The 12,430-nt window shown below is 73.6% G+C and carries 10 protein-coding genes and 1 pseudogene; 3 read left to right on the top strand and 8 right to left on the bottom strand.

All coding sequences use genetic code 11. The features are described 5' to 3' along the window. Positions 1-450: 450 nt before the first annotated feature. A complete protein-coding gene (locus BLW86_RS43580; RefSeq protein ID WP_256341560.1) occupies positions 451-576 on the top strand; it encodes a hypothetical protein in 126 nt (41 codons plus the stop codon). A gap of 428 nt (positions 577-1,004) precedes the next feature. Here the strand turns inward: BLW86_RS43580 and BLW86_RS36265 are convergent, their stop codons facing one another. From BLW86_RS36265 to BLW86_RS36230, 8 genes and pseudogenes are all read right to left on the bottom strand, one after another. Continuing rightward, positions 1,005-1,616, bottom strand: a complete 612-nt coding sequence (locus tag BLW86_RS36265; RefSeq protein WP_093877940.1) for a TetR/AcrR family transcriptional regulator — start codon at positions 1,614-1,616, stop codon at positions 1,005-1,007. A 97-nt stretch (positions 1,617-1,713) separates the two neighbouring features. Continuing rightward, a pseudogene (locus BLW86_RS36260) lies at positions 1,714-2,384 on the bottom strand (3-hydroxyacyl-CoA dehydrogenase family protein). A gap of 38 nt (positions 2,385-2,422) precedes the next feature. Continuing rightward, on the bottom strand, positions 2,423-3,595 hold the full coding sequence (locus BLW86_RS36255; RefSeq protein ID WP_093877939.1) for an acyl-CoA dehydrogenase family protein: 1,173 nt from the start codon (positions 3,593-3,595) through the stop codon (positions 2,423-2,425). A 123-nt stretch (positions 3,596-3,718) separates the two neighbouring features. Beyond that, the gene (locus BLW86_RS36250; RefSeq protein WP_093877938.1) at positions 3,719-4,888 is read right to left on the bottom strand and encodes an acyl-CoA dehydrogenase family protein; all 1,170 of its coding nucleotides are present in this window, start codon (positions 4,886-4,888) and stop codon (positions 3,719-3,721) included. A gap of 108 nt (positions 4,889-4,996) precedes the next feature. After that, positions 4,997-7,066, bottom strand: coding sequence for an acetate--CoA ligase family protein (locus BLW86_RS36245; RefSeq protein ID WP_093877937.1), 2,070 nt, complete (start codon positions 7,064-7,066; stop codon positions 4,997-4,999). 1 nt (position 7,067) lies between these two features. Then, positions 7,068-7,256 carry a ferredoxin gene (locus BLW86_RS36240; RefSeq protein WP_093877936.1) on the bottom strand — a complete coding sequence of 63 codons (189 nt, stop codon included), beginning with the start codon at positions 7,254-7,256 and terminating at the stop codon, positions 7,068-7,070. Then, on the bottom strand, positions 7,253-8,743 hold the full coding sequence (locus BLW86_RS36235) for an NADH-ubiquinone oxidoreductase-F iron-sulfur binding region domain-containing protein (RefSeq protein ID WP_093877935.1): 1,491 nt from the start codon (positions 8,741-8,743) through the stop codon (positions 7,253-7,255). Before BLW86_RS36235 ends, BLW86_RS36240 begins: the two co-directional genes overlap by 4 nt. Further along, entirely contained in the window at positions 8,740-9,381 is a 642-nt protein-coding gene (locus BLW86_RS36230) for a hypothetical protein (protein WP_093877934.1), read from the bottom strand. Before BLW86_RS36230 ends, BLW86_RS36235 begins: the two co-directional genes overlap by 4 nt. Before the next feature lie 491 nt (positions 9,382-9,872). Between BLW86_RS36230 and BLW86_RS36225 the strand changes: the two genes are divergently transcribed. Beyond that, entirely contained in the window at positions 9,873-11,132 is a 1,260-nt protein-coding gene (locus tag BLW86_RS36225) for an aromatic ring-hydroxylating oxygenase subunit alpha (RefSeq protein WP_093877933.1), read from the top strand. A 166-nt stretch (positions 11,133-11,298) separates the two neighbouring features. Beyond that, positions 11,299-12,429 (top strand): polyamine ABC transporter substrate-binding protein, encoded by a 1,131-nt coding sequence (locus BLW86_RS36220; RefSeq protein ID WP_093877932.1) that lies wholly within the window; start codon positions 11,299-11,301, stop codon positions 12,427-12,429. Position 12,430: the final 1 nt, after the last annotated feature.

Here is a 12,430-nt window from a genome sequence, read left to right as displayed (position 1 = left end):
GGATCGGTCGAACCGAGAACCGCCCTTCCCGTTGTGGTGAGCAAGTACCGGAGTAGTGCTTTCGCCCCACGGAGCGGAACGAGAGACCGCCGGACGCGCGAGACGGGCGTCCCGGGCCGCCCCGTAGTGGTGGGCTCGGCCGCCCACCCCTCGTTTCGGCGGGACCGTCAAGGCGGCTCTCGCTCGTGAGCCAAGCTGGGGCCCATGAGTCCCGGTGGCACGGGGGGACAGCGTTGCGAACGCTCTCGCGCTGAGCACAGGCCTTCTCCCCGGGCTCGCCGACGTGGCTGGATGCATTGAGCCCCGCATGCATGAAGCGTTTCGCTCCCGGCCGGGGAAGTCGGTCCCCCACCAGGCGTGAACCGAGGCCGTGACCAGTGCCGCCCGGTCCAGGCCGGTGGAGCAAGGCATGAGTAACGTTGCCTGCAGTCGGATACCGACAACCACCACGTGACCGCCGCCACCGTCCTGCTCCATGTGGTCCTGCACGCGGTGACCGCGGAACCCGTCGCCCGCTCGTCCGCTCGGCACCCGCGGCCCGAGGAGACGGTTCTGCCGCCGGGCACCGGCAGGTGAGCCAGGTCGGTCCTCCGTTCTCGGTAGCGTCCGGGACCTGGATCGACCGGTTCCCCGTCCGGTCCGGCCGAGGGCCGGCTCGACGGTCCCGAGCTCGAAGCGCAGCTCCTGCCCCGCGCCCTCGGCCGTCGCCGCCGCCGGCTCGGCCAACCCGATCGTGCCCCCGTTTCCCGGCGGCGCCCGCAGCGGCCGCCGTGCGGGCATCGCGACCATGATGCCCGGGCGCGGTGAGCGCACACCGGGATTCCCACGGTCCGGGGAAGGACCGGCCTCGGGTCGGCGGGAAGCGGCGGCCCGGCCGCCGTGGCCCGGCCCGCACACGGGCGGGCCGGGTGGCCCGTTCGACCGTTCGCCTGCCCTTCGGGCAGCGCGCTACGTATGCCCCTGGTCCGAGCAGTCCCTTCGGAACCGACCGCTCGGCCGCTGGGTCAGGCCTCAGGGAAGGCGGGAGAGATGCCCAGTGACGGGGCGATGGCCGACCAGATCGTCGACTGGGCCGTGGGCAGGTCGACATGTGGGTCGGCGAGCATCACGCGAATGCCCAGGCCGTCACACAGCGCCAGGATCAGAGTGCTGATCGCGGCGACATCGCAGGGGGCGAACTCTCCCGACGCGACGCCGCGTTCCACCGCGCCGCCGACCCAGGCGTGGAGCTGGTCGTACAGGTCGACGGCGAGGTGCCGGGCTGCGTCGTCGCGCTGTGCGCGCACCCACAGTTCCTGCCACAGTTTCCAGTCCTGGCGCAGCTCCTCGTCCGTGGGCAGCATGGTGCGCACGATGCGTGCGAGCAGGACGCCGGCCGACACGTCGGCGTCGCCGCCGTCGAGGTCCGTGCCGGTCTGGGCGAACGAGTGCGTCATCGCCTCGGCGAAGAGCTTCTCGCGGGTGTCGAAGTGGTAGTGGAGCAGCGCCTTCGACACCCCCGCGTGCTCGGCGACCTTGCGCATGCTGACGTTCTCGAACCCGATGTCCGCGATCACCTCGCACGCGGCCTTGAGGATTCGCTCCCGTGTCTCGAGTGCGCGCTCGGCCTTGGTCACGTCGGCAACTCCCGCTTTCGGTGTCGGCATCGGTCTCGGTATCGGCCCCTGTCCCGGTTCCGGTTCCGGTTTCGGTTTCGGTCTCCGTCCCGGACCATCATCCCTGCCCATCCTGCCCCGCCAGGCGCCCCGGGTACGGGTGGAAGCCCCGACCCGTCTTCCGGCCGAGCCGCCCCGCTTCCACCATCCGAGCCGGCAGCGGCGACGGGGCGTACAGCGGCTCGCGGTACTCCGCGTACATCGACCGGGCGATGGCCTGCCCCGTGTCCGGACCGATCAGGTCGGCAAGGGCGAGCGGGCCGAGCGGATGGGCGTGGCCCAAGGTCATGGCCCGGTCGATGTCCTCGGCCGACGCCGCACCGGACTCGGCCATCCGTACCGCTGTCAGCAGGTACGGCATGAGCAGGGCGTTGACGACGAACCCCGCACGGTCCCGGGGGTGCACGACCTCCTTGCCGAGGACCTCGGTGGCGAAGGCCCCGCGCGCCGGACGGTGTCCTCACCGGTGAGCAGCGAGGGCACCGGTTCCACCAGCGGCAGCCGCGGCGCCGGGTGGAAGGAGTGCAGTCCGATGACCTGGGACGGCCGCGAGGTCGCGGCCGCCGGCCTGATGACGGACAGGGACGAGGTGTCGGTCGCCAGTACGGCGTCCCGGCGCTCCACGACGGCGTCGAGCCGGGCGAAGACCTCGGTCTTCGTCCGCTCGTCCTCCACCACCACGCCGTCGCGGCCGGCGCGGGCGCGGACCTCGGCGATGCCGGAGCCCATGAGCCCGCAGCCCGTGATCCCCACCCGGGCGGGGTCGCTCACGGGGTCACCGGCAGCTGCAGGACACCCGTCCCGCGCTTGACGAGTTCGCCCGCGATGATCAGCCGCTGGATCTCGGAGGTGCCCTCCCAGATCCGGTCGACGCGCAGCTCGCGGTAGAGACGCTCGACGGGGTACGAGCGGTCGTAGCCGCGCCCACCGAAGATCTGCAGGCACCGGTCGACCACCCGACCGGACGCCTCGCTCGCCGCGAGCTTGGCGATCGCGGCCTTCGCGTGCAGGGTCTTGCGGTCGGTTCGGCCCTCGCCGACCTCCCAGGCGACCTGGTGGGTGTAGGCGCGGTTGACGGCGATGTCGACGGCCGAGTCGGCGAGCATCCCCTGGATCAACTGGAAGTCGGCGATGCGGGAGCCGAACTGACGGCGTCCGACGGCCCAGTCACGCGCCAGTTCCAGGGCCCTCTCGGCGGCCCCGATCGTGCGGGCGGCGATCATCAGCCGCTCTTCGGAGAACCAGGAGCGGGTGAGGTCGTAGCCGTTGCCGACGCCGCCGAGCACCGCGTCCTCGGGCAGGCGTACGTCGGTGAAGGTGAACTCGGGGTGTTCGTAGACGAAGGTGTGCATCCAGCGGGGCACCCGGGTCATCTCGATGCCCGGGGCGTCCTTGTCCACGAGGAACAGCGTCGGCGCCCGCTCTTCCCCCGCGGCGGCGAGCACGATCATGAAGTCGGCGTGGTCGCCCACGGTGACGAACCACTTCTCGCCGTTCAGCACCCAGCCGTCGGCGGTCCGGGTCGCGGTGGTGCGCAGGTTCTGCGGGTCGGAGCCGGCCTCGGGCTCGCTGACCGCGTAGCAGTCGCGTCGGCGCCCGTGGATCACGGGCACGAGGTACCGCTCACGCTGCTCGGGCGTGCAGTGCGAGAGGGCGTTGGCCGGCCGCCACACCATGTCCCACAGGGCGCCGGTGAGCCGGCCCAGTTCCTCCTGGACGACGACCTGCTCAGGGACGGTGAGTCCGGCGCCGCCCCACTCGGCCGGCATGTTGACGGCCTGGAGGCCGCTGTCGAGGACGGCGTCGCGGATCTCGGCGTGGACCTGCGGCGGCAGACCGTTGTTCTCCTCGCAGTCGAGCTCGTGCTTCATGATGAAGTCGGTGAGGTCACGCGCCGATTCCTTGAGCTCCTGCTGGCGTGCGGTGAGACGGAAGTCCATGGGGTGCTGGTCCTCTCGGGCGTGGGTGACGGGGCAGGGCGGGGGTGTGTTCCTGGGGGACGGCCGCCGGTCACGGCCTCCGTGTCGCAGCCGGCGGCGGACAGTCGGCGGCCGGCGGTGGGCTCAGCGCGGCAGGGCCAGCGCCCCGGTGCCGCGCTTGATCAGCTCGTTGGCGATGATCAGCCGCTGGATCTCGGAGGTGCCCTCCCAGATCCGGTCGACGCGCAGCTCGCGGTAGAGACGCTCGACGGGGTACGAGCGGTCGTAGCCGCGCCCACCGAAGATCTGCAGGCACCGGTCGACCACCCGACCGGCGGCCTCGCTCGCCGCGAGCTTCGCCGTGGAGGCCTTGGCGTGCAGGGTCTTGCGGTCGGTCTGGGGCCGGTCGGCCTCCCAGGCGACCTGGTGGGTGTAGGCGCGGTTGACGGCGATGTCGACGGCCGAGTCGGCGAGCATCCCCTGGATCAGCTGGAAGTCGGCGATGCGGGAGCCGAACTGACGGCGTCCGACGGCCCAGTCACGCGCCAGTTCCAGGGCCCTCTCGGCGGCGCCGACGGTCCGGGCTGCGATCATCAGCCGCTCGTCGGTGAACCACTCCTTCGTCAGTTGGTAGCCGTTGCCGACGCCGCCGAGCACGTCCTCGTCGGGCACGAAGACGTCGGTGAACCGGAACTCGGGGTGCCCGTTCACCGCGGAGTGCATGAAACGGGGGACCCGCGTCATCTCGACCCCCGGCGCCTGCTTGTCGACGAAGAACAGCGTCGCCGCGCGGTCCGGCCCGGCATCGGCCTGCACCAGCAGGAAGTCGGCGATGTCGCCGCAGGTGACGAACCACTTCTCGCCGTTCAGAAGCCAGCCGCCCACCGTGCGGGTCGCGGTGCTCGTGCCCGAGCCGGGGTCGGATCCGGCCCCGGGCTCGGTGACGGCGAAGGCGTCGAAGCGCTCGCCGCGGATCACCGGCAGCAGGTACTTCTCGCGTTGTGCCTCGGTGCCGTACGCGAGGACGTTGGCGGGCCGCCAGGGAATGTCCCAAAGGCAGTTGGTGACCTTGCCGAACTCCTCCTCGACGATCACCTGGTCCAGCAGGGAGAGTCCGGCGCCGCCCCACTCGGCGGGCATGTTGACGGCGTAGACGCCGGCGTCGATCGCGGCCCGGGTCAGCTCCCGCACGGTGTCGGCCGGCAGCGGGCCGCCCGCTTCCTCGGACTGCTCCTCGTACCGCATCAGGAGCCGCGTGTAGGCCGCGGCGCGCGCCTTGAGCTCGGTCTGCTCGGGGGTGTAGCGGAAGTCCATGGTGCGGGTCTCCTCCGTGGCATGAAGGGGGTGCGGAAAGGCGTGCGGAAGGTATGTGGGAAGGCTTCGCGGGAGGGGCGAGGGGAGGCTTCGCCGGAAGGGGCGGGGTCAGCCGAGGACGGCTCGTGCGTCCAGCGCGATGGCGCCGTCCGGGCGTACCAGGAGCGGGTTGACCTCCAGCTCGGCGATCTCCGGGTGGGCCGTGGCGACCTCGGTGACGCGGGCGATGACAGCGGCGGCCGCCGTCACGTCCACGGCGGGCCGGCCGCGCACACCGTCGAGCAGGGCGGCGGTCCGCAGCCCCCTCAGCAGCTTCTCGGCGGAACCGGCGGCCACGGGCGCGAGGGCGAAGGCCACGTCCCGCAGGGTCTCGGTGAGCACCCCGCCGAGGCCGACCATCGCCACCGGGCCGAACCGGGGGTCGCGTTGGACGCCGACGATCAGTTCGACACCGTCCGAGAGGTCCGCCATGGCCTCGACCGAGTACGACGGGGCGTCGAGGCGGGCGTGCATCCGCCGGTACGCGGCCAGCAGCGCGTCCCGGTCGGCGAGCCGCAGCGCCACCCCGCCGGCGTCGGACTTGTGCAGGACGTGGAGGGCCTTCAGGACGTACGGCCCCTCGAACGAGGCGGCAGCGGCGAGCAGCCCGGCCTCGTCGGTGATCTCCCGGGCCGGTGGGAAGGGCACTCCGGCCGTGGCCAGCAGCGCCCGCACACCGTGGTACGAGGGGTCCCCCAGGGGTGCCGCGACCGGCGGCGGCGCGGCCACCCCGGCCGGAGCGCCCGCCGCGCGGCCGGTCAGCGCGGCGAGGGCGCGGGCCGCGTCCTCGGTGGCGGCGAACACCGGGACGCCGGCCTCCGCGAGCGCCCGGCAGCTGGGCGACTCCGGGTACATGGACTGCACGACCAGCGGCTTCGGTGTGGCGGCGAGGTGTCCGGCGATCTCCTTCGCGGCCCGTTGCTCGCCCTCGGCGAGGACGGAGCCGCCGGCCGGCCCGCCGCCCAGGCCGCCTTCGGAGGCGGCGTACCCGCCGAAGTAGCCCGTCATCAGGACGGCGTCGACCTCGTCGGCGGCCAGCAGCTCGCGGACGGTGTCGGCGTACGAGAGGGGGCGCCGCTCCCCCATGCCGGCGAGGTCGACCGGGTTGCGGACGGCGGACTGCTCCCACAGCACGCTCCGCAGCCGGTCCTGGGCCGGGGCGCCGAGCTCGGGCACGTCGAGCCCGGCGTCCTCGGCGGCGTCGGCGGCGACCGCGCCGTGGCCGCCGCCGTCCGTGAGGACCGCGGTCCGCCGTCCGGTCGTGCGCCGCCCGCCGGCCAGGGCGGCGAGCACCACGGTCATCTCCCGTGGGGTGCGGACGAGTTCGACACCCGCGTCGCGGCAGGCCGCGGCCACCACGCCGGCCGAGGTGGTCAGTGCCCCCGTGTGCGACCGGGCGCTGCGGGCCGAGGCGGCGCCGCGGCCGGCGGTGAGGAGGACCACGGGCTTGCCGGCCTCGGCGGCGGCGCGGGCGAAGGCCCGGCCGTCGCCGAAGTCCTCGGCGTACACGGCGATCACGGAGGTGGGCTCGTGGTGGGCACAGTCCTCGACGAGGTCGACGAGGGTGACGTCGGCCTGGTTTCCCAGCGAGACGAAACGGGAGAATCCGAGGCCGTGCGGGGCGCCGCGCAGCTGGAGTTCGAGGGCCAGGTTGCCGCTCTGGCTGAGCAGGGCGACTCGACCGGGCGCGAACCGGTCCGAGGCCAGGTACAGCTCGGTGGTGTTGTCCGCGATGCCCAGGCAGTTGGGGCCGACGAGCACGGCTCCGGCGGCCCGGACCCGCTCGGCGACGGCCCGCTGGCGGGCGAGACCGGCGGGGCCGGCCTCGGCGAAGCCGGCGGTGATGGCGACGATCGCCTTCGCCCCGCAGGCGAGGGCGTCGTCGACGGCCGCCTCGAAACCGGTGCCGGGTACGGAGATCACCACCAGGTCGACCGGCTCGCCGATCTCGGCGAGGGAGGTGGCCGCCGTCCGGCCGAGTACGGTGCCGCCGCGCCGGTTCACCAGGTGGACGGGCCGCCGGTCGGGCGCGCGAAGGGCCTGGGCGGCCACCGCGTGGCCGTACTTCGCCGGGTCGTCGCTGGCGCCGACCACGGCGACCGATCCGGGGTCGAAGAGCGAGGTCAGCTCACGCGTCATCTCATCCCTCCACGCGCAGGGCTGAGTTGGGGCAGCTCTCCGCGCAGGCGCGGGCCCGGTCCTCGGCAGCGGGCGGCACGTCGACGACGACCTTCGCGTAGCCCCACTCGTCGAGCTCGACGAGTTCGGGGGCGTTCTCCTGGCAGAGGCCGTAGCCGTTGCACAGCGTGGCGTCCAGCAGCAGTTTCATGACGTTCCTTCCAGTACGGCGGCCCTGGGCTCGGCGGGCGTGGTAGGGGCGGATGCGGCCGGAGCGGACGGGGTCGGAGCGGACGGGGTCGGGGCAGATGCGATCGGGTCAGATCCGGTCGGGGCGGGTGCGCGCACGGTCGGCACCGGAACGGTCAGGCGGGTCAGGCGGTGCGGGTCCCGGGCGGGGGCGTCGGCCCGGCATACCGGGCAGGGCCCGTCGAGATGGGCCCTGACCTGTGCCGGGAAGACCCGCAGCAGGCTTCCGGCGAGGCCGGCGGCGGCGTCCAGCAGCCCGCACGCTCCCCGCCCGGGCAGTCCTCGCGCCCATCGGTGCAGCCGCTCAGCAGTGTCGGGTTCGGCGGATCCGGAGGCGAGGCGGTCCAGAGCGTCGCTGATCGCGGCCGAGCCCGACACGCAGACGCCACACTGCCGTGCGCTCTCGGCCGCGAGGTGACCGACCGCGTCGGCGGCGGCGCCCACCGGGCAGACGTCGGCGGCGAGGAAGCGGATCGCTCCGCAGCCGAGCGCCGTGCCCGCGGCAGCGAGTGCGCCGGGTTCGAGGGGCAGGTCCAGGGCGCGGGCGTCGACGAGCCCGCCGAAGAGACCTCCCATCAGGGCGCCGACCGGGGCCGGGGTGCCGTGGGCGGCGGCGAGGGTGCGCAGGGGGACCCCGTACGGCACCTCGGTGAGCACAGGTGCGACGCTGCCGCCCGAGAGGGTGACCAGGGTGGAGCGCGCGATCGGCTCGCGCAGGTCGGGCCGGGCGGCGACGAGCGCGATCCGGGCGAGGGTCTCGACGTTGGCGACCAGGGTCGGCGCGCCCCGGACGCCCCGCTCGAAGGGACGGGGCGGTTTGGCGGTCGGCAGGGCCGGCCCGCCGTCGATCCGGCGGACGACCGCGGTCTCCTCACCGGCGACATAGGCGGCGGCGGTCTCGACGACCTCGACGGGCAGCGGCGGTACGCGTTCGGCGAGGGCTCGGCGGACGCGGCGGGCCGCCTCCGGATCGGAGAGGTAGACGTAGCCGTGTTCGGCGCCGGTGACCGCTGCCGCGTGGACGAGGCCGTCGAGGACCAGGTGCGGGCGGGCCCGCAGCAGCCAGCGGTCCTTGACCGAACCGGGCTCGCCCTCTTCCCCGTTGGCCACCACGACCGGGGTGCCGGCACCTGCGGCGCGCTCGCCGCGCGTCCCGCTCCCCCGGCCGCGTCGCCCGTGCTCGCGGACGGTGCGGAGCTTGACGGCGGCCGGGAATCCGGCGCCGCCGCGGCCGCGCAGACCGCAGGCGTCGAGGTGGTGCAGCAGCTCGTCGGGGGTGACGGCGGCGGCGTAGCCGCCGGTGGCCTCGTACGCCTCGGCGTTCTCCGTGGAGCAGGGCGTCGCGCCCAGCACGGAACCCGGCGCGGGGGCGGTCGGGTAACGGATGGTGGTCGAGGGGCGGCTGGTGGTCGGGGGGTGGCTCGGGGTCGAGTGGCGGCTGCGGGTCATCTGCCGTCTCCTGTACGGGCGGTGGGGGCGGTTCCGGCGGTACGGGACCGGGTGCGCAGGAGCCGTAGCGCGCTTTCGAGCGCGGCGCGGTCCCCTGCGGTGCGGCCGTATCCCGCTCCTGGCAGGCCGATGAGCATGCGGTGGTGATCGAGGATCACCTCGGCGGCGAGCAGCGCGGCTGCGGTCGAGACGTCCGTGTCGGCATCGGCTCGCGTGTCCGCGTCCGGATCGGCTCGCGTGTTCGCGTCCGGATCGGCTCGCGTGTTCGCGTCCGAGTCGGCTCGCGTATCCGCGTCGGCTCGTGTGTCCGTGCCCGCGCCGGCTCTCGTGTCCGCGTCCGCCTTCATGTCCGCGTCGGTGTCCGCTTGGCGGTCCTTGCCGCCCTGCTCGTCGAGCCGGAGGGCCACGGCGGTCACCAGCGCGGTGGCTTCGGTGAGGTAGCGCAACCAGCTGTGCCGGCTGCCCCGCAGGACCAGGCGTTCCACCCGGCGCCGCTCGGCGGCCGCGAGTTCGGCCCGGCCCGGCGGCGGGTGGTGCGCCGTGCCGAGGGAGGCACGCAGCGCGGCGACGGCTGCGGGCAGCTCCCGCTCCGGCTCGGGGGTGAGCCCGAGCCAGTCCAGACGCCGACGACCACTCATGCGTGCCTCCGGAAGGGAAGGGGGTGCGGGTGCCGTGACCGGTCCGGCCGCCCGTCCCGGCAGGCGGTGGGGCGGCCAGGCGGGGGCGTTCGAGCCCGAGGCTCGTCCGCGGTCTCGGTCGAGGGAGGGAATCGGGGAGGAAAGCGAGGGAGGTACGTGCCGGGGCGGGTGCCAGGGCACGCCGGGCTGCTTCCGGTGCGAGGGCCGTGGGCCGCGCCCACTGGGATGACGAGCAAATACGCAGGTCAGAAGCAGTGCGGCGGCGGAGCAGCGACAGAAACACGTTTGCTGACCGATCGGTCAGGCAATAACCAAGCTAGCTGACCGATCGGTCAGCGTACAAGTCTTGACCCGGCGGAATTCAGCCACCACGCTGACTGTCCAATCGGTCAGCCCAGTCCCGGCGCCCGCCCCGACCCGCTGCCCGCGTCCGGTTCGCACGACATCGACGCCCGACACCGATCGCCGCCCCGCGGCACGAGGAGTCACCGATGCACCCCAGAGCCCCCGCACCCAGCGCACCCACCGCGCCCGACACGGCCGCCCGGGACCTCCCCGCTCCCGCGCTGCCGGCCCGCCACTACACCGATCCCGCCGTCGCCGACGCCGAGACCCGCCAGGTCTTCGCCAGGTCCTGGCAGCTCGTGTGCCACGAGTCCGACCTGCCCGGCCCCGGGGCCCGGCTCGCCGCCACCGTCGCCGACCGGGAGGTCCTGGTCGTCCGCACCGAGGACGGCGGCCTCGCCGCCCACCTCAACGTCTGCCGCCATCGCGGAACCCGCCTGGTCACCGCCCCCGAACCGGCCGGCAAGGCGATCCGCTGCCCGTACCACGGCTGGACCTACCGCCTCGACGGCAGCCTGGTCGGCGCCCCCGAGGCCCGGCAGATCCCCTGCCTCGACAGGCCCCGCCTCGGCCTGTTCCCGGCCCGGGTCGAATCCTTCCTCGGCTTCGTCTTCGTCAACCTCGACCCCGGCGCCGTTCCGCTCGCCGAGAGCTGCGCAGGACTCGCCGAGGCCGTCGGCCACTACGCCGGGGCGGACCTGGTGCCGGTCGGCCGGGACAGGATCCACCTCCTGGCCCGCGCCGAGGTCCAGGAGGCCAACTGGAAGGTCGCGGTCGACAACTACCTGGAGGGGTACCACGTACCCGTCGCCCACCCCGGCCTGATGCGACTGCTCGACTACCAGGGCTACGGCTGCGAGATCCACGACTCCTACGTCCTGTTCACCTCGCCGCTGCGCGACAAGCCGTCCTCCAACTGGGCCGAGCGGCTGTACCAGCGCGTCGCCGCGCCCATGCCCGGCCTCACCGAGGCCGACCGCAGGGTCTGGCGGTACGCCGTGATCTACCCCAACACCCTCATCGACTTCTACCCCGACCACGTGCTCGCGTGGACCGCCGTGCCGACCGCGGTCGACCGGGTGGCCGTCCCCGGCGCCTTCTACACCCGCCGCGGCACCGGGCTGCGCACCCGCCTCGCCCGGCGCCTGAACATGCACATCGGGTGGATCACCAACGACGAGGACGCCGAGCTGGTCGCCCGTGTCCAACGCGGTCTGTCCACCCCGGGGTTCGAACCCGGACCGCTGTCCCGGCGCGAGCTCGCGGTCGGCTGGTTCGCCGACCGCATCCGCGCCGACCTGGCCGACCCCGCGGAGCCCTCGGACCCAGCCGATCCCACGGGTGCCGCCGATCCCACGGGTACCGCACCGGCCTCCGACCCCGGCTCCGGCCCGCCGCGCGGGTGAGCGACACCGCCGTACCGCCGTATCGCCGTACCTCCGCACCGCCGCATTGCCGTACCGCCGTACCCCGCCCCGAACGCGCCCGAACGCGCCCGGACGAACGCCCCACGCGTCGACGCACCGACCGTTCCGCCCGCCGTCCCCCAGCGGCCCCTACGGAGAGGACCCCATGTCCCCCGAGGCACCTTCCCTGTCCCGCCGCTCAGTGCTCCGCGCCGGCGCCACCGCCGCCCTCGGTCTGACGGCGGCCGGCTGCGGATTCTCCTCCGCCTCCGACGCCGCCGACCAGGCGGCCGCCGACGCCCCCATCGACGTCAAGGTCGACGGCGACCTCGTCTACTTCAACTGGGCCGACTTCGTCGACCCGGCCGTCTTCGCGGGCTTCTCCAAGGAGTACGGGGTCAAAGTCGTCCAGTCGAACTACGACTCCATGGAAGGCATGGCCGCCAAACTCAACGCCGGCAACCGCTACGACATCATCTTCCCCACGGCGAAGTGGGCCGAGCGCCTCTCCCGAGGGGGCCGGCTGCGCCGCATCGACCACGCCCGCCTGAGGAACGCCGAGGCCGTGTTCGGCGCGTACGACTACTTCGCCGACCCCTGGTACGACCCCCGCTCCGCGCACACCGTCCCCTTCACCATGTACAAGACCGGCATCGGCTGGCGCCGGGACCGGCTCGGCGACCTCACCGGCTCCTGGGACGACCTGTGGAACGACCACGCCAAGGGCAAGGTCTTCGTCCTCGACGACCGCGACGAGGTGCTGGCCATCGGCGCACTCAAGCACGGCCTGCCCCTCACCACCGACCGGCCGGGCGACCTCGACCGCGTCACCGACACCCTGCGCGCCCTGCGCCCCCGGCTGCGCGGCTTCTCCAGCGACAGCTACAACAACCTGCTCAACGGCAACGCCGACATGACCCAGGCGTGGAGCGGGGACATGGCCGCGATGCTCGCCCAGGCGAAGGACCCGTCCGTGTTCGGCTTCGAGACCGCCCGCGAGGGCGCCCCGGTCAACTCCGACTGCTACGCCATCCCCGCCGACGCGCCGCACCCCGGCACCGCCATGCTCTTCATCGACTACATGCTCCGGCCCGAGAACGTGAAGCGGAACATCGAGTACATCGGCTACCCGATGCCGGTGCGCGGCACGGAGGACACCTACGCCGCGCTCGTGGAGCCCTTCCCCCAGTGCCTCGTGACCGCGGCCGACCTCAGCGACGACATGTTCTTCCGCAACGGCACCGCGACGGGCGAGAAGGCCCGCGACGCCGCCTGGACCGACGTGAAGGCGGGCTGAC

Origin of the sequence: Streptomyces sp. TLI_105 (genome assembly GCF_900105415.1) — a bacterium.
Classification (GTDB): Bacteria; Actinomycetota; Actinomycetes; order Streptomycetales; family Streptomycetaceae; genus Streptomyces.
The sequence above is the reverse complement of the archived record's forward strand: the minus strand, read 5'-3'. Positions and strand labels throughout refer to the sequence as shown.

Bases quoted from the DNA above. Each gene is read 5' to 3' on its own strand.
- BLW86_RS36255 (WP_093877939.1), bottom strand. From the start codon at position 3,595: ATGGACTTCCGTCTCACCGCACGCCAGCAGGAGCTCAAGGAATCGGCG.
- BLW86_RS36250 (WP_093877938.1), bottom strand. From the start codon at position 4,888: ATGGACTTCCGCTACACCCCCGAGCAGACCGAGCTCAAGGCGCGCGCC.
- BLW86_RS36245 (WP_093877937.1), bottom strand. From the start codon at position 7,066: ATGACGCGTGAGCTGACCTCGCTCTTCGACCCCGGATCGGTCGCCGTG.
- BLW86_RS36240 (WP_093877936.1), bottom strand. From the start codon at position 7,256: ATGAAACTGCTGCTGGACGCCACGCTGTGCAACGGCTACGGCCTCTGC.
- BLW86_RS36235 (WP_093877935.1), bottom strand. From the start codon at position 8,743: ATGACCCGCAGCCGCCACTCGACCCCGAGCCACCCCCCGACCACCAGC.
- BLW86_RS36230 (WP_093877934.1), bottom strand. From the start codon at position 9,381: ATGAGTGGTCGTCGGCGTCTGGACTGGCTCGGGCTCACCCCCGAGCCG.
- BLW86_RS36225 (WP_093877933.1), top strand. From the start codon at position 9,873: ATGCACCCCAGAGCCCCCGCACCCAGCGCACCCACCGCGCCCGACACG.
- BLW86_RS36220 (WP_093877932.1), top strand. From the start codon at position 11,299: ATGTCCCCCGAGGCACCTTCCCTGTCCCGCCGCTCAGTGCTCCGCGCC.